Genomic DNA, 17,816 nt, shown 5'->3' with positions numbered 1-17,816 from the left:
TAAAAAATGGCGATTACATTACAAGTAGAAGGAATGACTTGCGGACACTGCAAAATGGCGGTGACAAACGCTCTTAAAAAGTTAGACGGGGTAAGAAATGTAGAAGTACATTTACAAGAAGGCACTGTGGATGTAGATTATGATGAAACAAAGGTAAGTGTAGAAAAACTCAAAGAAGCGATTGAAGAGCAAGGTTACGATGTGAAGTAACATACATGGATTTATACTCCCTGATATGATCCCCTCCAAGTAGAATTGGAGGGGGTCTTTTTTATAGTGTGGGAAGGGCAACTTAATTGCTTATACCAAATCTGCTATATGAACTTCTCCACCGGGCTTTAAAATTCGAAATTTCCTATGGAATGTAGATTTTTTCTTTGTGGAATCAAGATGGTAGTCGAAAGTACGTGTTCGAATGTTGCGAAATCGAAGAGAAGAGTTGTGAAGAATCCTTGAATAAAGATTTATGTTGTTTGTACTTTCGTTTTTTGTCTAACTATTTCTATATTTTAAGATTTTCAACAAGTTCATAAAGCGTTTGTTGAGGATACAATCGGTAGCAAAGAAATGTATACACACAAAAGAATATAATATCAGCATCTATCTCCATATTTTCTTCAAAATTTTTTAATAAGATTAATCATTGTAAAAATCAACGAAAAATAGTGATAGAAGGTGTACGACTTCTTTAATCAAATTATTAATATTTTGAGTCAGCCTTTTATGATACGGCTCATCGTTTCGAAGGAATACCAGTTTTATTTGCGTTTTTGTTGGGGATAGCCTTTTACATTACTTAGGAGATCATTTTTTGCGCTCATATGTTGGAACAATTGTTAATTTATATAGTTTTACCACCTTTACTGCTGTTAGGTTTGCCAAATCGAATGATGGTATCAATTCTTCATTTAGGATTAAGATACAAATGGATCAATTTTTTAAAATAACCGTTGATCCCGTTACTTTTATTTAATGTGTTGTTTTCGTTTTATCAAGTCCCATTCATATTTAATACAATCTCATATTTAATACAATCGTTTCACATAATATCTTGCATAACTTAACCCATATTATATTAACCATCTCCGCATTGTTCATGTGGATCCCTTTAATTCCGGTCACTAAGGAATTAGATTGTTTATCAAATATCCAAAAAATTTACTATATTTTACATCAGGAATGTTACTGACTACAGCTTGTGCCTTAATTATTTTTGCGAATGAACCGTTTTATACCGTCTATTACGACGCACCACAATTGTTTAAAACACTTTCACCGCTTGTGGATCAACAAGCAGGTGGAGTTATCATGAAAGTGGTTCAAGAAATCGTATATGGGACGATGATTGAATGTGTTTTCTTTAACTGAAAAAATGAGAGGTTAAAGGACAAACAATTGACCGGATCATTTATTAACAAATTATAACAGGGATTGTGATATAAGGATGAAGAAAGAAAGAGTATTAATCGTTGATGATGAATGGAACATGAGGCATTTACTAAAAATCAATCTTTCTCCATATTTTCACTTAACTGAAGCGGCAAGTGGACAAGAAGCATTAACCTTATTGACAAAAGGAAGAATCGACGTAGTGATTTTAGACATCATGATGCCCGATATGGATGGATGGGAGGTATGCAAAAAGATAAGGGAAATGAGTCAAGTGCCCATCCTTATGCTTACGGCACGTGGTGATGTAAAAGATAAAGTACAAGGATTTGATGTTGGAGCCGATGATTATCTTGTAAAGCCTTTTGAACCCGAAGAATTAGTGGCAAGGGTTAAAGCACTAATAAGACGTTCAGCTGCTTCTTCCAATCCTATTCAAACGGAAGGAATCATTAAGATTGCAGATTTAAAAATCGATCAAAATGAAAGACAAGTTTTTGTAAACGATCGTCCATTAGAATTGACACCAAAAGAATTTGATATTCTCTTGCTATTAGTGTTAAACCCAAAAACGATATTTACAAGGGATATGTTACTAGATCGGGTATGGGGAGTTCATGACGTTTTAGATATTCGTACAGTTGATACCCATGTGAAAAATATAAGGGAAAAGTTTAGAAAAAACGGGCTTTCCTTTAATCCGATTAAAACGGTTTGGGGAATGGGCTATAAATTCCAAGCTCCTGAAGAAGACCAATGAAATGGAATAGTATCGTTGTAAAATTAGGGGCAAGTATTCTAGTCATTGTGTTAACCATTTTGCTTCCACTTGGTTTTATTATCAATGAAATATTTTCTGGCTTTTATTACAGTAAAATGAAAGATCAAATTTACGATTTATCCAATCGTTATGCGAATTCCATCACATCGTTAGAGGATAAAAATATCCTCCGTATGTTTGAATTACTTGCCGATATGATAGATCAGGAAATTGTAATCGTAGACGAACAAGGTATCGTTGTTGCAAACTCTGGGATCCCAAGCTTATCGAAAGGAGAAAGAATCGATGCAAATGACATTTCTCTTTTAAGGAGAAATTCCGTCATTGAAAAGGAATATTACGATGAAATCTTAGATAAACGTTTTCTAAGCGTTGGAAGACCTATTTTTGCACAAAATCGCTTTATCGGCGGAATTTTTGTATTGGCTTCCATCGATGAGATACATCAATCAATTCATCTAATAAGGAATTTAATTGTTTGGGCTGGCATTGGTGCCATTCTTTTAGCCCTTGGCTTTACCTTTATTGTATCACGCAAGTTAGCCAATCCACTTTTAGAAATGGAAAGAGCAACCCGCAAAATGGCTGAAGGTGATTTAAATACAAAAGTTTTGGTTGAAACAAAAGACGAAATTGGCTCCCTAGCCAAGGCGATTAATGATTTAGCCGTTGAATTATACAGGTACCGGTCAAACCAGCGGGAATTTTTTGCAAACATTTCCCATGAATTGCGAACTCCTCTTACGTATTTAGAAGGGTATGCGAGAGCATTAAAAAACCAACAGTATCAAACAGAGGATGAAAAAGAAATGTATATACAAATTATCGAGCAAGAAGCCAATAGAATGTCCAAGCTAGTCAATGACTTGTTTGAACTGGCAAAGATGGAGGAAGGAAAGTTACCATTACATTTGGAGGAAATTGATCTGATTGAAGTGATTGAAAATGCCGTATTAAAAACAAAAGTGAAAGCAAAGGAGAAAGGGTTACAGTTATATTTTCATAAAATTTATCAATTGCCGAGTATTTATGCGGATGGTTTAAGAATGGAGCAAATTGTCATTAATTTAATCGAAAACGCCATTCGTTATACAGAAAAAGGGTTTATAAAAATAGAATTGTCTTATGATCAAGACAAAGTAAAGATTTTGATTGAAGATACGGGGATAGGGATACCGAAAGAAGATCTTCCATTTTTATTTGAACGATTTTATCGTGTGGAAAAATCAAGATCAAGAGAATTCGGGGGTACCGGGCTTGGACTGGCAATCGTCAAACAACTTGTGAAACTGCAAAATGGGACTATACATGTAAGTAGTGAAGTGGGAAGAGGGACAAGCTTTGAACTTACATTCCCGATTTATAAGGGGGATGCCCAATGAAAAAATTTGAAATCATTGTGCCTGTTTTGTTGATCATGGCTGGATTGTTATGTTTGACGATGTCCGGTTCGTTCATGTTCCGGCCGGAATTAAGGGTATATATGAAAACGTTTGTTCAAATTTGTCTATGGATGGGAGTTCCCATTCTTCTTGCGGGAATTTTCTATCTTTTACTTTATAAGAAAAGGGGAGAATAGGATTGAAGTTAAAACTTTTTACTTTTTTGATCTCAGCATTATTTATGATTCCGGTTGGTGTATTCGCGCATGGTACTGAAGAAGAACACCAACGGGAGATGTTGACCGCTACTTTGTTAAATTATAGCTTTATTGTGTCGTCGATTTTGTTGGGGTTAGGAATCATTTTATTTTTCCTAATCAGAAATCAATTAAAAACTGTTAATGTGAAAAAACAAGAAGGACGCTTAAAACGGGACAAGCTGCAAAGATGGTTAAAATTAAGCCGATGGGTATCAGTTTTAGCTTTACTAGCCTTAGCTGTTTCTGGAGTATTTGCATTAACAAATGGGACAGGAGAAGAAGAGGACATTGATTTTATGCATATTCACGGGTTAGGTTTTACGAATGATGGGACTGAAATTTATGTACCGGCGCATGATGGATTGAAGGTCTATAAAAACGGTAAGTGGAAAATTCCAGAAGGAGAAAAACATGATTATATGGGATTCTCTATGGTTGATAACGGGTTTTACAGCAGTGGACATCCAGCTCCGGGTTCTTCTATGAAAAATCCATTCGGTGTAGTGAAAAGTACAGATATGGGGAAAAACCTACAAACGCTTGATTTATATAGATTCAGATTAATTTTCCGACATAACTATCTGTCCAATGCGTTGGAGCACTTTTTCTGGAAATTGAGTGAGATGCTCCAAGAACGAAACAATCGATTCCCGCAACTCTTTTCGATTGGCATGTAACGGGCGCTTGGCCCGGCAATGCGGACACTTTTTCAGAAGAGGGAAGTCGTTTTCTTTTCCACGCTCTGCATACGTTTGGACGTCAATGCCAAAGTCATGAAATTGAATCACGTCCTCCTCCCCCTCCTATGAACCGATGGATTTTCTCTTCCGAAATAATTCACAAAAAATTTAGCACATTCTTTCAGAAAAGGGGAGAGGGCTTTCTGAAGGAATGTGCAAAAAAATGGCTCTTTTGTTCCGAAATAAAGTGATAATTTACACCAGAGACCATGAAGTTTTATCCGGCCCCTTTTAGCATTCAGCAAACCCAAGACTGGATTAAACGAAATCAAGATAGATATCGGAATGATGGTTATGGATTATGGGCTGTTTGTTTGAAGGAAACGAATGAATTGATCGGTGATTGTGGTCTTGTTAAACAAAAAATAAATGACAATATAGAAGTGGAGATTGGATACCACATTAATAAACAATATTGGTCACAGGGGTTCGCAACAGAAGCTGCCAAAGCGTGCAAGGAATATGCGTTTGATACATTGGGTTTAAGTAAGCTGATCAGTATTATTGATCCAAGAAATGTTCCATCCATTCGTGTGGCAGAGAAGATTGGTTTTACTAAGGAAAAAGAAGTATTTATTTTCGGTAAGAACCATTATATATACTCGGGAGTTAAAGAAAGTAACGAAGAGTTATTGAACGAATGGTGCGATAGTTAAATAAAATATGTACAAAAACGCTACCTTACATCATAAGGTGGCTTTTTCATTTGGTCGAAAATCAACCATTAACGATAATAGAGCCTTTTAGAAAAGGGATAATAGCATGGATTGTTGAATTCTGTAAGATAGGGGGGATATATGTTACAAAAGGTGTCGCTGACAGGAAAAAGAATATCTCTTCGGACACCAACGCAGGATGATTTGCCAATTCTATATAATCTGATATATGGTGTGGAGAATCCAGAATAGAAAAAGTATGATGCTCCTTATTATCCGCTTGAATTTTGTACCTTTGAAAAGTTTTCTAAGAGAATGGAAGAAAGAATGAATGTTACGGATGTACCAAGTCAAATGATTATTGAACATCAAGGTCAAATTATAGGTATGGTTAGCTATTATTGGGAGGATAAGCGTACACGATGGCTTGAAATGGGAATCGTCATCTATTCTCCTGAGCATTGGAATGGTGGATTTGGAACGGAAGCATTATCTTTATGGATTGACTATCTCTTTGAAAATCTAACCATCGAGAGAGTAGGGCTTACAACTTGGTCTGGAAATCCACGAATGATCAGATGCGCGGGAAAATTGGGAATGCGATTAGAAGGGAGAATGAGAAAATGCCGCTACTATAATGGCGAATACTATGATTCGATTCGGATGGGTATTCTTCGTGAGGAATGGGATGAGTTTAAAAAGAATAATCCTTTATTCACCCCCCATGGAAGAACAAGTTAACTTCTATCATCTGTGGTGCCACGGAAGTGATGAATGAGTAGATTTTTGTATAATTTTGGTAGACAAAAATTAATTTAAGGAGAGAATGAAATGTTAATCGGCCATATCAAGGAAATTGTCCGTTACCCTGTGAAATCTTTCCATGGAGAGCGTGTACAAAAAACTAAAGTAATGGAATATGGTTTGTATGGCGACCGTAGTCATGCTTTTTTAGATGAAACAAGATCAGGGAAGTTTTTAACAATAACACAATTCCCAGAAATGGTTCGATATAAAGCAAGATTTGTTGGGGAAGAGTTAATGGAAGAATACCCCGGAGTCGAAATAACGACACCTGAAGGTAAGGTTGTTGATTGGGGGGATGAAGACCTAATTAGAGAAATAGAAAACAAATCGAAACGGAAAGTTTCTCTTGTAAAATATACTCCCTCTTATGTACCTTTAGGGGCAATTGAAGAAGAACACATTCAATTGGTAACGGATGCTTCTTTGCTTAAATTAAAAGAAATATGGGGAAAAGAGGTCAATTATCAACGTTTTCGCCCTAATTTACTTATATCATTAAAAGAGAAAGTCCCATTTATTGAAGAAACGTGGTTTGGCAGAAGGATTAAAATAGGACGAGAAGTGGAGATTCAATTAAAAAGACATTGTGAACGGTGTATGATTATTACTGTTAATCCTGATAATGCAGAACAAGATTCGTCTTTGCTTAAAACTCTTGTACAACAAAGAAATAATCATTTTGGCGTTTATGCTTCTGTTATAAAAACAGGTGAAGTTCATGTAGGCGATGAAGTCTTTCTTCTTGAATGATATTTTGCTAAATCATCATCAAACCAAATGTCAACTCTACTAAGCTCCCGTGGAAGGATAGAACTTCTTGCATAATCTGTGGGGAAGCTCGCTTTATGGCTGGATAACAGGACAGATTGAAGAAGAGTATATTAAGTAAAAGGGCTAAGATTTTGGGGAGGATATTTAATGGAAATTGCAATTGTAGCTTTTGATGATTTTACCGATATTGATGTGTTTTTGCCTTGGGATTTATTAAATCGTGTTAAAGAACCTGAATGGACCGTCAAAATTGTAAAGTTCAAGGATTTTATGAAAAATTGGGTTTTAAAACGAATGAATTAATATTCATGGAAAAGTGGATTTAGTCATCTTTTGTGAAAGTATGTTTATTCCGCTAATGGGGTTCTGTAGTTGAATAGTGGCAATGACTTTAAAAGTTTGAGGAAAAATTCTACAAGCTTTTTTGCAAGATGAGAAAATATAAAAAATGTTCTTGTTCAACTTCCATGAAAGAAAGAATTAACTTCCATCATCTGTGGAGAAGCTTGCTTCATGGTTGGCTAACGAGTTAGTTGAAGAATAGTACTAAATTTGCCTTTATGATAGTCATACTTTTACAAATGAAGGGGGATTAAGATGGAAATTCGTTCAGTGAAAGGGTCAGACTACTATGTAATATCTCCACTAATCAATGAGTGGTGGGGCGGAAGACAAATGTCTGATAAGTTGCCAAAATTATTCTTCGACCATTTTAAAAATACAAGTTTCATTGCCGAAAAAGATGGAAAAATCGTTGGATTTTTGATAGGTTTTCTATCCCAAACATATCCAGAAGAAGCATATATACACTTCGTTGGGGTTCATCCAGATTATAGGAAACACGGTATCGGAAAACGGCTTTACAATGAATTTTTTAATATTGTTAAAAAGAATGGTCGGAATATCGTCCGTTGTGTAACTTCACCAGTGAACAAAGTTTCCATTGCATTTCATACGAAAATGGGATTTGAAATTGAAAAAAACGGAGATAAAAAAGTAGACGGAGTTTCTGTATATACTGATTATGATGGACCAAATCAAGATAGAGTTTTATTTGTGAAGAGGTTAATTTAATGATGAGCTTGTTCAACTAACGGTTGGCGATAGTTGAACAGGACATACAAAAAAAGACCGATTGATTTCGGTCTTTTTCTGTGGTCTAAAAATCAACATTGAAATTGAACAGAGACATTTATTAAAAGATAACACTCTAATGATTTCACTTTTCACTAAACGCAATCTGTATACCAATCAGCCCTAATAACAAACCTTTTACAATGTTCATTCGCTTCGCTATGAACGAATTGGTAAGCAGGACATGGCGCAGTTTCTCTGAAAACACGCTGACAGCGATAAAAATCACTAAAGCCTGAACCAGAAAAATAATCCCCAAAATAAACATCTGCAACGTAATGTGTCCCATCGATTTATTCACAAATTGAGGCAACAATGCCAAAAAGAACAAAGATACTTTTGGATTAAGCAGATTCATGAGAATTCCTTTTTTATACAATGATAGATACTTTAAAGGCTTGTTATGGTTAAAAGCAAAGCCTGTTTCTTTTTCCTTGAATGATTGCCATGATAAATACAGCAAATACGCCGCACCCGTATATTTTATGACGGTAAAAGCCAGAGCGGATTGATAAATGATTGTGGAAATCCCAAGCGTTGCAGCCGTGATATGTACAATAAGACCTGAACAAAGTCCCAGTGCCGTGGCGATTCCCGCTTTTTTGTTCTGTGAAATGCTTTGAGCAATCACAAACAAAATATCTGGTCCGGGCATTAACGTCAGCAATATCGCCACTCCTAAAAAAGACATGGTTAGTGCAAAATCCATTTACAACACCTCTCTTGGATGGAATGGACACCATTCTTTGCTTCCTTTTCCTTCATTTGTCTTCCTGATTTATTTCGAGGGAAACCGCTTCATTCCTTCTTAATGGGCGATAAAAAATATAAATTGGTGTTTATCGGAATTAAACATCGCTATCAAGCATGCATAGGCGCATCCGCATTTGTTAACATGTGAGGGGCAATTTCTCCTTCTTTAAAGGTTCTGTTGAGGAATGATGTTGATTTTCTTGTTAATCTATGGTGAAGATCGTTTGGTATAACACAAGATTAATGTTTTTAATCAAAGAGCCATTTTATGTGTGCTAAATTATGTATATTTGGTATATTATTTACAGAGCTTGGTTCAGATTAGTTAAGAAAGGTGAGTGAAGATGAGTAAAGTTGAGTCAGTTAACAAGTGGGATCTAAATCACATTGTCTTTATTGGTAGGACTTGGGATGAATACATGCGAATGTTTGGCCTTACCAAAGAAGATTTAGTGGGGCGTAAGATTCTTGATTGCCCTGCTGGGGCATGTTCCTTTACGGCAGTATCCAATCAACTTGGAATGGATGTTACAGCATGTGATATTGCTTATTATCTTCCTATTAAACAATTAGAGCAAAAAGGTTTACAAGATATTGAAACCACCATGTCTAACATGGAAAGGGCTGATATTCAAAAAAATTTTTTGTGGGATTATTTTAAATCAGTTGATGAGTTAAAACAGATAAGAACACAAGCAATGAATCAATGTATCTCAGACATGAAACGGAATAAGAATCGTTATATTCCTGCCGTTTTACCGACCTTACCGTTTGATGATAAGCAGTTTGACTTGACACTTTCAGCAAATTTTCTATTTCTTTATGAAGATAAACTGGACTATGAATTTCATTTACAGACTATAAAAGAACTTATGCGTGTAACCAAAGATGAAATAAGGATTTTTCCTACAACTAACTTTGCTTGTGAGAGATATAAATACTTGGATGAACTAATCCGTGATATACGCAATTTAGGATGGATTACAGAAGAAATTAAAGTTCCTTATGAATTTCAAAAGAACACCAATACTATGTTAAAAATTATGAGGTGAAAATAACTAAAAGGGGGTGTCCTGAAAGGGATTGCTTTTGGGACACCCTCAGTTTTATACTTTACAAAATCAACATTAAACATTGACAGAGACACTCATGCTAATTTTTTGGTACAACGATGCATTAAAATAAGCTGTTTCGTCCATACTATCAGGTTCATATCTTTGTATACCGTTTATTTTCAGGGTAGCCTTTCATTAAGAAAGAAACTCCCAGCAATCCTGAAAAGACCCACTAGGGGTTTCTTTTGTATATCCAAGTCTCAGCGAAATTTCATTGTTTATTTTTGACACCGATTGAGTATAAAGGTGATCCATATTATGTTTTTGTCAAATTTCGAGATAGTCTTTATTTCATTTGATTTTTCATGTTTTTTCTCGCTTGCCCGCGCTTTCTTTTGATGACACAATCCTCCATTGTCCCAATAAGGTCACTAATATTAGACAACCGGCAGCAAACGGAAGTCGGGAAGGTGCCAATCCGGCTAGCATCACCATCCCCCCAAGTGTGGAACCTATCGCACTACCTAAATAATTAGCGGAACTGTTTAACGCAACGACAGCTGCGCCGTGATCAGGTTGTAAGCGAAGTAGTTCATGTTGTTGCGGAGCTTGCGAGGCCCAACCCATCGCCCCCCATAGAATGAAAGGAAGGAATGATAGTATCGAAAATGAAAGTACTAATGGTAAGCTGAACATGGCTAAAGCCATTATGGCTAAAATGCCAGCCATAAGCAAGTCTGGTCGCCCCATTCGGTCAATTAAAGTGCCAATGGAAAAGCTCCCGACTACGCCACCAATGCCCCATGCCCAAAGATAAGGTGTAACGATAGGAATGTCTGCCAGATTATCCAAAATGGTTGCGATATATGTATAGAGACCCAAGCTGGCAATGCTGGTCATAAAAGTGATGCCAACAATTGCTGCCACCCGTCCATTGGTCATCATGGCAACACGTTGACGTAGTGATGGTGGCGCCGAAACTGGAAAACTTGGAAACCATATGACAATTCCTATCATGGCGATAAGACCTAGTGCGGTGATGAACCAGAGAGTTGCGTGCCAATCTAGATGTTCAGCAATGATCAATCCAAGTGGAACCCCTACGACCGTTCCCGTACTCATACCGCCCAGCGTCCTATTTCCACTTTACAAAACCTACTGTAATATGTCTAATATATATTAATCTAATATTAATCTAATATATATTTATAATCATATTAATATATAATAAGTATTAATAAGTTTAAAAAGGAGAGGCAACGCGTTGGAACTACGTCATTTGAAATATTTCATAACAGTGGCTGAAGAATTACATTTTGGTATTATGATACAGTGATGAATGGTTGTTATCAGGCAGGATTCTATCCAAAGGTAGTACAAGAAACACAAGAATTACCTACTGTCATCTCTCTTGTTTCAGCAGGAATGGGCGTAGCTCTTGTACCAGCTTCGATGCAATATGTATTCAAAAATAAAGTTGTTTATCGTGACATTCAGAATAATCCATTTACCACTACGACGGCCCTTGCTTGGAAAAGTGACAATCTATCACCAACTGTACATGCGTTTATTGATCTAATGAAAAAATCTGTCATTCCACTCTTTAACCAGCATGATTGGAATGATCTCTTTTAGGTCAAGCAAACCGTTAAATGTGGGGGACACCAACATGAGTAAAGCGAGAACTCATTGGTGAACCATACAGAGTTTGAGTTCCATTTTAAGTCCAAATAATTGTATAAACATGAAAAGACTGATCTGGCATCAAAAATTTCAAAGAGGACAAATATAATTTCTATCTTTAGCTCAGTAAGTGCCTATATAATTCCTAGAAGAGAGTTAAATAATGTAGAGGAACAAGAACTTATCTTAAATCAAAGTTAACACACATTGAGAAAGAAACAGTAAGGTAAAAAAGAATTGATACTTCTGCCACAAAAGGAATCAAAAAGAGACATCATTCTTAATATTTTCATTCTTCTGATGGTGCCGTATAGATGCGGCATGGTTGTCTCTCATGGAAGAACGAATGAACTTCCATCATCTGTAGTGCCGCGAAATGCAGCATGGGTGGCTATGATTCAAAAAGTTATTATCAACAAAAAGGTGGGGGTAATAGTGTTAGACAAGAAAAAAGTAGGAAATATATTAGGTGTCACGTCTTTGTTTCCTGTAATCATAAGTATCATTATTTTCTATGTTGAAAGAGGTCCAGATGCTGATGTTTATTTCGTGATCACAATTTATGGCATCTTATCAATTATTGGTATTTTATTCGCTGTGTTCTCGTGGTTGATGACGAAACGTTTCTTTCTGCCAATTATCAGCTTGATAGGAAATGGAGCGGTTTTGGCCATTGCTTTTCTTTTGCTATTGGCAATGGGGATTAGTGAACCATAAAAAAAATATTCTTATTCAAAGATTCTGCCCGTAGTTGCAATCTTTCTTTTTCTCCTGTAAATACACAAAAGTAGGTGGCATATAAAAATGGAAATGAGTAAGTTTATACTTCTTGGCGATATATTGATTATGAAAGTAAAGATTGATGGCGTTGATTATACATTTAGCATTAGGTGGAAAGCACCGAAGAAACCTTATGATGAAACTTGGGAACTTGTATCATATGCGAAAAATTCGACTGGTGAAAAAGATTTAAGTGAAGAACAAATTAAGAAGTTTATGGATACAGTTAATCCTAAAATGAATTGGAATATAGCAGATTTTCAAAAGTAAACTTCTTGAACTAACGGGTGTTTAGTTTAGTAAAAGATAAAAAGAGCATACATATTATACATGACTAATATGTACGTTCCTTTATTTTTTAAGGCTTTTTATAATTTAGGTCTTGATAAGCAATGGGTTCTTTTTTATTTGCTAAATTATCAACATTATTGTTTAACAGAGCTTAAATTTTAAATTAAGTCTTAAATATTATAAGTGAGCCACAAATGTAAATAAGTTTAGATTGAAAAATAGACATAAGTAAGCTTAAAACTCTGCAAAACATGCTTACTCCCTCGAATACGCTCCTCTTTTCATACGAATCAAAATCCTCTTCATTTGATCGCTTCACTAATAAAAAATAACCTTATCCAGTGTTCAAGAAGGGCTATCATAAAAGTCTAGCGATAACCGCTTTATATAGTAATTAAAGTATGTATAGATGCTGTTTCAACATGATGTCCGATGATTTTTCCAATTCATGCATATGTTTCATAAAAAAATTTGGAAAAACAGAAACATTTTTGTTTTTTATGCGTCTTTTATAGCGGAAGGAGGGTGGAAACCATTGCCAATAAATTTGAATTGGATATACTTATGCGCTTGTATTCAAAATCCCTTTTTCGCTATCTGTACAGATTAACCAATGATTATCATTTGGCAGAGGATCTTCTGCAGGAAACATTTTATAAGGCTTATTTACATGTAAGCGGCATAAGCGACATAGCACAAATAAAGTCATGGCTTTACCGGATCGCTTATCATACCTTCATCGACCACTGCAGAAAAGCAAAAAAGATACAGGTTGTACAAGTGGATGATTTCTTTGCGTTGTTAAAGCTAGATCCATTATTAGAAACGGAAAATGCGTTTTTGCAAAAATATGAGCTGGAGTTGATTTATAAACATTTGTCCAACATGAAAGAACTGCAACAAAAAGCCATTATGCTCGTCGATTTAAAAGGATTTAGCTACAAAGAAGCGGCGGAGCTGTTAAACGTAAAACTCCCTTATTTAAAAAGCCTTGTGTTTCGGGGCAGGCGGGAATTAGAAAAACGATTACGCAATGAGGTGAAGGGATGAGAAAAGACGAGTTAAAACAATTATTGCAGAAATATCAAAATGGCACACTAAGCAAAGAGGAAGAGCAGAAAATAGAGGAGCTTCTAGAAAGTTTTGACGTATACCATGAATTTCTCCATGAAACCCTTCATGATGAAGGCATGAAGGAAGCCGATCTTACAAAAATGATGAAAAAGGCCCAACAAAAATTCTTTTTTAGAAATACGCTGCTTGTTGTATCGTTTATACTCACGATTGTTCCCTTATTGACTATGTTTACTTTTGTTTATTACGGCTGGGGGCGGGATCATAACAGAGGGAACGAATTGATTGAAACCATTCAAACGGTGAGTGAAATGATGTCTCCAAATGTGTATGTAGATTACGATACGGTGGATGTTGAGATCAAGCCCTTTACCATGACTGTCACGGCCGACAAATATAAATGGATGGATGATAAAAGAAGTTATCTAGGCAAGGATACTTACAAACTATTTTTCAATGATGTGTTTGCTAAAGAATCGAATTATCGAGCGATTGGGTATTCACTTCATCACATTGGAATCAACTTTATTCATCCGAAAGCCAAATACTTTTTACCTGACGAACGAAGAAAAATTGAATCTCTCCCAAGCGATTGGCCGGTTGAAATCTATATTTCCCTGAATCAGTCCTATTCCTTAAAAGAAATAAATGAAAAATTCAAAGGATATCATATGACATGGCTTGCGTTGGACACAGGTGTAGAGGAACAGATGAGGAATGATTTAGATTTCATCCAAACACCGGCAATTGGCTTTCCGTACAAAAAAGTGCATGTAGATTCTGTATTCCATCGCTCGTTTACTGATTACGAAGAAGTAGTCAAAGGGCTCGAGCTATTGAGCAAAAACGAAAAATGGGCAACACAACTAACGGAATACAAAGACTTAAAGATGGCCGAGCGGCTAAAATGGATAAAAAAACATAAGGAATTGAAGATTTATGGAATCGCTATGACAGGAACCGCCAAAGATGTTTTGTCTCTAGAAAAGATGAAGGAAGTCAACGTAATTCGATTAGGTCAGATTAATTTGCCGTAGCAAAAGGAGGGAATAGTCGAAAATGATGATGGTAAGAATCAATATGCTAAATACATTGGTGGCTATATTTTTGCTTATTTTGTTAAATGTACAAATTATAGCGGAAATCCCTGTTTTTGATATCAGTTACATTTGGATTTCAGTGTTCGGAATGCTTATATGCTTGCTTGGCCTCCTAAAAGAAGATCGATTCTACTCCTATTTAGGCGGCATCCTTCACTTCATCCTAATCGTTTCCTGTATGGGAATGATTTGGTTTGGTATAGGTATTAACTACAAGCCGTAACTTTACTGCAGCAAAAGCGAAAAGGACAGTCCAAATAAGGCTGTCCTTTTTCAATATAGGAACGTGTTGCAAAAGACATAGATGCATACATATAAAACAAATACCAAATATCCCAAATTTATCTTGATATATTTTATTAGAACATTTAGATTATTCTGATTATTCTATGGATACAAAAGTGAAATTAAATTCGTTAATCGAGCGAAAGCAACCGTGTTGATATTCATAATGGGGAAAGGTGCTTGAAATGACAAGTTTAAATGAAATGGTTGTAGTTTTGAAAGGGTTTATTTTACACGAAGGAAAAGTATTAATTGTACAACGCGCTAATGATGACGAAGTGGGCGGCGGAACGTGGGAGTTAGTCGGAGGGCAAATACACTTTGGAGAAGATTTAGAAGCGGCGCTGTTGCGCGAAATCCAAGAAGAAGTCGGATTGGATGTGACGGTGGAGCGGATTTTATATGCGACGACGTTTCAAACGCACGCAACGCGGCAAGTCGTCATTCTTACATACTTATGCAAAAGCGATCATCATGAAGTTGTTCTTTCGGAAGAGCATATCGATTATTGCTGGTCGATTAAAGAGAGAGTGCGTGAACTGCTGCCTCCGGCCATTCTTCACGACTTTGAAAGAAATGACGTGTTTTCGTTGGAAGAATGGGTATAGAGTAGAGATGGAAGATAGCTAAATGAGTTCAGTTCATGCCCGCGCTATCCAAACAAGATGGTTTGACGGATTGATAAAAGATCAGGTGCTTTTTGTCGGGTCACAATCTCAACTTCCAACACACAAACCATATCTACCAATTGCTTAATAAAATATTAATCGGGAGCTGATTCAGATGAGGGCATCACAGGAATTTATAAAGAAATTAGAAGAATTGTATCAAATCTATGAGAATGAGGTAAAAGAAAAATGGAAAGAAGGTCTGTTAGCTGATGACACGGCAAAAACATATCTGTGTCATTCGAGAAACTTTGTAAAATGGTGCCGAAATGAATTTGTTCCAGGTGGAAGAAACGAAAAGAAATAGTTGCAGTCACCATTGAAGTTGAAAAAGATTTCATTGCATCTGATGATGAACAATTTGATGAATAGTAAAATGGGAAGCTTCAGTTAATACAAGCTAAATTAGTATCTGCATATATCTCTATAAAATTTAGGTGAATCGTAATCTGATGTTGGATAACGAATATACGTTTCTGTAATATCGTTGAGCTGTACAGAGTAACCATGTTGAATTTAAGAAGTTCTCCAAACGGCGGAAAAGCCTCATTATCGGGATCGGGATTAAACTTGAGCAACTGTTACCCAGCCTGATTCTGCCTGCTACCTGGCTGAGCTACCGAATCGAACCCTAGGAAACAGATCGGGAGAAAGAGTGGCAAGCCATTCTGGAGCATAAGGAATAAAGCGGCGTGATGAGACAGTACTTGCACTTTACTGTCTCTTTTTTGTTTTGCGATTTATTTCCATTCATTAATTAAAGTGGGGAAGGGATTATTACGAATATTTTAATTTATATAGACAATAGGAACGTTTGTTCTTATAATATATTTTAAATAAATATGGAAGGGGTTTTAAAGATGACAAGAAAAAATATAAAACGAACGTTGGAGATAGACGAAATTATAAAACTTTATCTTGAAGGTGCTAGTACCACCGAAATTGCAAAGCTTTCCAATGTGTCCCCAAGATATATAAGAATGATTTTGTCTGATCATAATATTGAAAAAAGGCCGTTTGGTAGTTGGAAGCGTAAGTATAAGTTAAATGAAGATTATTTCAAGACTTGGTCTAAAAATATGGCTTATATCTTAGGTTTTTTTATAGCGGACGGTTTTGTCTCCAATGATTTTCAAACGATCGGATTCGCTCAAAAAGAAAAATATATTTTAGAACAAATCAGAGACGAATTAGGGTCTAATCAACCACTTTATCAAAATAAGCAAACCGGCGTTTATATGTTATATCTCAATAGCAAAGTTATGAAAAACGATTTAATGGAGATACATGGTATCACACCAAATAAATCACTGGATATAAAATTTCCGTATGTTCCAGAAGTGTATTTAAATCATTTTATAAGAGGCTATTTTGACGGTGATGGAAATATTTATTCTCGTGGCTATTTAGTCAGTTTTGTTGGCGGTTCTCTCGATTTCATGACGGTATTAGAACATCATCTAAAAGCGCGAGGATTTGACGTGTACTTAACCAAAAAAGAAAAACATATTCGTTTATATATGAGCGGCAGAAAAACGATTAAGGAATTTTATGACTGGATTTATCACGATAAAGGATTATATTTAAAACGCAAATTTGAAGCGTTCCCAGATAAAAATATGGATGCAGAAACATTGCAAAATGCGAAATTAAAAAGAACAAAACAAGCTGTTGCAGCAAGAAAAAAAGCTTTTATCGATGAATATCGAAAAAGCTATTGCGTTCATCAAGCATGTGAAACAGTTGGAATTACATTAGGAACTTATTTTAGATGGTTGAAACAAGACAAACAATTTAGCGAAGAATTTTATCAAATAAAGAAAGAGTAGTGGTAATCAAACGCCACTCATATATTTTTTACATTTTAGTAGACATAATATAAATTATAGGCAGTTATAAAACGATTTGTTTCAAATTCAAGTAAACTTGTTATATTGAGACGAAACAAAAAATAATGGTTCGACCTAAACATTTTACGTCATACACATTCATTACCATAACCATATAAAAAAACAACCATATAAAAAAACCATATATAAAAATTGTCAAACAAACAAAGGAGTGTAATTCATTTGAAGATACGCCCGTATTTAATTACGAGAAGTCTGGTACCGGAAAATCAAGAAACACCGATTCACTTTTTCACTTTTTACGTCATGTGTTATTTGAAGATCGGTAATTTTTTTCGCCGCAACCATTTTCCATAT

20 protein-coding genes and 5 pseudogenes are annotated in these 17,816 nt (G+C 35.7%); 22 read left to right on the top strand and 3 right to left on the bottom strand.

Features of this window, described 5'->3' with window-relative positions; genetic code table 11:
* Positions 1–6: 6 nt before the first annotated feature.
* The 7 genes and pseudogenes from copZ (at position 7) to B9L23_RS20450 (ending at position 4,489) form a co-directional block, all read left to right on the top strand.
* Positions 7–210: a copper chaperone CopZ gene (gene copZ / locus B9L23_RS10700; protein ID WP_042411645.1), complete on the top strand. Its 204-nt coding sequence runs from the start codon at positions 7–9 to the stop codon at positions 208–210.
* A 593-nt stretch (positions 211–803) separates the two neighbouring features.
* On the top strand, positions 804–947 hold the full coding sequence (locus B9L23_RS21725) for a hypothetical protein (RefSeq protein WP_425439790.1): 144 nt from the start codon (positions 804–806) through the stop codon (positions 945–947).
* Between the two features lie 232 nt (positions 948–1,179).
* A pseudogene (locus B9L23_RS10695) lies at positions 1,180–1,362 on the top strand (cytochrome c oxidase assembly protein); the annotation flags it as partial.
* Between the two features lie 82 nt (positions 1,363–1,444).
* On the top strand, positions 1,445–2,149 hold the full coding sequence (locus B9L23_RS10690; protein ID WP_042411642.1) for a response regulator transcription factor: 705 nt from the start codon (positions 1,445–1,447) through the stop codon (positions 2,147–2,149).
* 47 nt (positions 2,150–2,196) lie between these two features.
* Positions 2,197–3,552 (top strand): sensor histidine kinase, encoded by a 1,356-nt coding sequence (locus tag B9L23_RS10685; protein WP_169712560.1) that lies wholly within the window; start codon positions 2,197–2,199, stop codon positions 3,550–3,552.
* Entirely contained in the window at positions 3,549–3,749 is a 201-nt protein-coding gene (locus tag B9L23_RS10680) for a hypothetical protein (RefSeq protein ID WP_042411639.1), read from the top strand. The genes B9L23_RS10685 and B9L23_RS10680 overlap by 4 nt, the downstream gene beginning before the upstream one ends.
* 2 nt (positions 3,750–3,751) lie before the next feature.
* The gene (locus tag B9L23_RS20450) at positions 3,752–4,489 is read left to right on the top strand and encodes a hypothetical protein (protein WP_169712559.1); all 738 of its coding nucleotides are present in this window, start codon (positions 3,752–3,754) and stop codon (positions 4,487–4,489) included.
* Here the strand turns inward: B9L23_RS20450 and B9L23_RS21720 are convergent.
* Positions 4,484–4,600 (bottom strand): annotated as a pseudogene (locus B9L23_RS21720) (DUF6431 domain-containing protein); the annotation flags it as partial. The gene B9L23_RS20450 and the pseudogene B9L23_RS21720 sit on opposite strands and share 6 nt — an antisense overlap.
* 152 nt (positions 4,601–4,752) lie before the next feature.
* On the opposite strand from B9L23_RS21720, the pseudogene B9L23_RS10670 reads away from it, so the two are divergent.
* From B9L23_RS10670 to B9L23_RS10645, 5 genes and pseudogenes are all read left to right on the top strand, one after another.
* Positions 4,753–5,208, top strand: a pseudogene (locus B9L23_RS10670) (GNAT family N-acetyltransferase); the annotation flags it as partial.
* A gap of 141 nt (positions 5,209–5,349) precedes the next feature.
* A pseudogene (locus B9L23_RS10665) lies at positions 5,350–5,949 on the top strand (GNAT family N-acetyltransferase).
* Positions 5,950–6,039: 90 nt separating this feature from the next.
* On the top strand, positions 6,040–6,765 hold the full coding sequence (locus tag B9L23_RS10660) for an MOSC domain-containing protein (protein ID WP_089097626.1): 726 nt from the start codon (positions 6,040–6,042) through the stop codon (positions 6,763–6,765).
* Positions 6,766–6,933: 168 nt separating this feature from the next.
* Positions 6,934–7,041, top strand: a pseudogene (locus tag B9L23_RS10655) (ThiJ/PfpI family protein); the annotation flags it as partial.
* A gap of 342 nt (positions 7,042–7,383) precedes the next feature.
* Positions 7,384–7,860, top strand: a complete 477-nt coding sequence (locus B9L23_RS10645) for a GNAT family N-acetyltransferase (RefSeq protein WP_089097625.1) — start codon at positions 7,384–7,386, stop codon at positions 7,858–7,860.
* Positions 7,861–8,005: 145 nt separating this feature from the next.
* On the opposite strand, the gene B9L23_RS10640 is transcribed toward B9L23_RS10645, so the two are convergent.
* Positions 8,006–8,629: a LysE family translocator gene (locus tag B9L23_RS10640; protein ID WP_089097624.1), complete on the bottom strand. Its 624-nt coding sequence runs from the start codon at positions 8,627–8,629 to the stop codon at positions 8,006–8,008.
* Between the two features lie 388 nt (positions 8,630–9,017).
* On the opposite strand from B9L23_RS10640, the gene B9L23_RS10635 reads away from it, so the two are divergent.
* Positions 9,018–9,725 carry a hypothetical protein gene (locus tag B9L23_RS10635; protein WP_011231211.1) on the top strand — a complete coding sequence of 236 codons (708 nt, stop codon included), beginning with the start codon at positions 9,018–9,020 and terminating at the stop codon, positions 9,723–9,725.
* 366 nt (positions 9,726–10,091) lie between these two features.
* On the opposite strand, the gene B9L23_RS10630 is transcribed toward B9L23_RS10635, so the two are convergent.
* On the bottom strand, positions 10,092–10,814 hold the full coding sequence (locus B9L23_RS10630) for an MFS transporter (RefSeq protein WP_245842392.1): 723 nt from the start codon (positions 10,812–10,814) through the stop codon (positions 10,092–10,094).
* Between the two features lie 249 nt (positions 10,815–11,063).
* On the opposite strand from B9L23_RS10630, the gene B9L23_RS10625 reads away from it, so the two are divergent.
* The 9 genes from B9L23_RS10625 to B9L23_RS10585 all read left to right on the top strand — a co-directional run bounded on the left by B9L23_RS10625 (position 11,064) and on the right by B9L23_RS10585 (position 17,438).
* On the top strand, positions 11,064–11,363 hold the full coding sequence (locus B9L23_RS10625) for a LysR family substrate-binding domain-containing protein (RefSeq protein WP_281255486.1): 300 nt from the start codon (positions 11,064–11,066) through the stop codon (positions 11,361–11,363).
* 285 nt (positions 11,364–11,648) lie between these two features.
* Positions 11,649–12,128, top strand: a complete 480-nt coding sequence (locus B9L23_RS21050; RefSeq protein ID WP_231847821.1) for a hypothetical protein — start codon at positions 11,649–11,651, stop codon at positions 12,126–12,128.
* 87 nt (positions 12,129–12,215) lie between these two features.
* The gene (locus tag B9L23_RS10615) at positions 12,216–12,461 is read left to right on the top strand and encodes a hypothetical protein (RefSeq protein ID WP_020755374.1); all 246 of its coding nucleotides are present in this window, start codon (positions 12,216–12,218) and stop codon (positions 12,459–12,461) included.
* Between the two features lie 546 nt (positions 12,462–13,007).
* Complete coding sequence (locus B9L23_RS10610) at positions 13,008–13,532, top strand: sigma-70 family RNA polymerase sigma factor (RefSeq protein WP_245842390.1); 525 nt, start codon at positions 13,008–13,010, stop codon at positions 13,530–13,532.
* A complete protein-coding gene (locus B9L23_RS10605; RefSeq protein WP_089097623.1) occupies positions 13,529–14,593 on the top strand; it encodes an anti-sigma factor in 1,065 nt (354 codons plus the stop codon). Before B9L23_RS10610 ends, B9L23_RS10605 begins: the two co-directional genes overlap by 4 nt.
* A gap of 22 nt (positions 14,594–14,615) precedes the next feature.
* Positions 14,616–14,879, top strand: a complete 264-nt coding sequence (locus tag B9L23_RS10600) for a hypothetical protein (RefSeq protein ID WP_089097622.1) — start codon at positions 14,616–14,618, stop codon at positions 14,877–14,879.
* A 247-nt stretch (positions 14,880–15,126) separates the two neighbouring features.
* Positions 15,127–15,549 (top strand): NUDIX hydrolase, encoded by a 423-nt coding sequence (locus tag B9L23_RS10595; protein WP_089097621.1) that lies wholly within the window; start codon positions 15,127–15,129, stop codon positions 15,547–15,549.
* A 175-nt stretch (positions 15,550–15,724) separates the two neighbouring features.
* Complete coding sequence (locus tag B9L23_RS10590) at positions 15,725–15,916, top strand: hypothetical protein (RefSeq protein WP_020755372.1); 192 nt, start codon at positions 15,725–15,727, stop codon at positions 15,914–15,916.
* 553 nt (positions 15,917–16,469) lie between these two features.
* Positions 16,470–17,438 carry a helix-turn-helix domain-containing protein gene (locus tag B9L23_RS10585; protein ID WP_169712558.1) on the top strand — a complete coding sequence of 323 codons (969 nt, stop codon included), beginning with the start codon at positions 16,470–16,472 and terminating at the stop codon, positions 17,436–17,438.
* The last annotated feature ends 378 nt before the right edge of the window (positions 17,439–17,816 follow it).

The sequence above is a fragment of the Parageobacillus galactosidasius genome, from assembly GCF_002217735.1.
In the GTDB taxonomy this organism is placed as follows: Bacteria; Bacillota; Bacilli; order Bacillales; family Anoxybacillaceae; genus Parageobacillus_B; species Parageobacillus_B toebii.
This window is presented reverse-complemented; position numbering and strand designations above follow the sequence as displayed.

Excerpts from the sequence above, each read along its gene's own strand:
- B9L23_RS10605 (WP_089097623.1), top strand. The coding sequence starts at position 13,529 with ATGAGAAAAGACGAGTTAAAACAATTATTGCAGAAATATCAAAATGGC.
- B9L23_RS10690 (WP_042411642.1), top strand. The coding sequence starts at position 1,445 with ATGAAGAAAGAAAGAGTATTAATCGTTGATGATGAATGGAACATGAGG.
- B9L23_RS10585 (WP_169712558.1), top strand. The coding sequence starts at position 16,470 with ATGACAAGAAAAAATATAAAACGAACGTTGGAGATAGACGAAATTATA.
- B9L23_RS10645 (WP_089097625.1), top strand. The coding sequence starts at position 7,384 with ATGGAAATTCGTTCAGTGAAAGGGTCAGACTACTATGTAATATCTCCA.
- B9L23_RS10615 (WP_020755374.1), top strand. The coding sequence starts at position 12,216 with ATGGAAATGAGTAAGTTTATACTTCTTGGCGATATATTGATTATGAAA.
- B9L23_RS10600 (WP_089097622.1), top strand. The coding sequence starts at position 14,616 with ATGATGATGGTAAGAATCAATATGCTAAATACATTGGTGGCTATATTT.
- B9L23_RS10625 (WP_281255486.1), top strand. The coding sequence starts at position 11,064 with ATGAATGGTTGTTATCAGGCAGGATTCTATCCAAAGGTAGTACAAGAA.
- B9L23_RS10590 (WP_020755372.1), top strand. The coding sequence starts at position 15,725 with ATGAGGGCATCACAGGAATTTATAAAGAAATTAGAAGAATTGTATCAA.
- copZ (WP_042411645.1), top strand. The coding sequence starts at position 7 with ATGGCGATTACATTACAAGTAGAAGGAATGACTTGCGGACACTGCAAA.
- B9L23_RS10595 (WP_089097621.1), top strand. The coding sequence starts at position 15,127 with ATGACAAGTTTAAATGAAATGGTTGTAGTTTTGAAAGGGTTTATTTTA.
- B9L23_RS10680 (WP_042411639.1), top strand. The coding sequence starts at position 3,549 with ATGAAAAAATTTGAAATCATTGTGCCTGTTTTGTTGATCATGGCTGGA.
- B9L23_RS10635 (WP_011231211.1), top strand. The coding sequence starts at position 9,018 with ATGAGTAAAGTTGAGTCAGTTAACAAGTGGGATCTAAATCACATTGTC.
- B9L23_RS10640 (WP_089097624.1), bottom strand. The coding sequence starts at position 8,629 with ATGGATTTTGCACTAACCATGTCTTTTTTAGGAGTGGCGATATTGCTG.
- B9L23_RS10660 (WP_089097626.1), top strand. The coding sequence starts at position 6,040 with ATGTTAATCGGCCATATCAAGGAAATTGTCCGTTACCCTGTGAAATCT.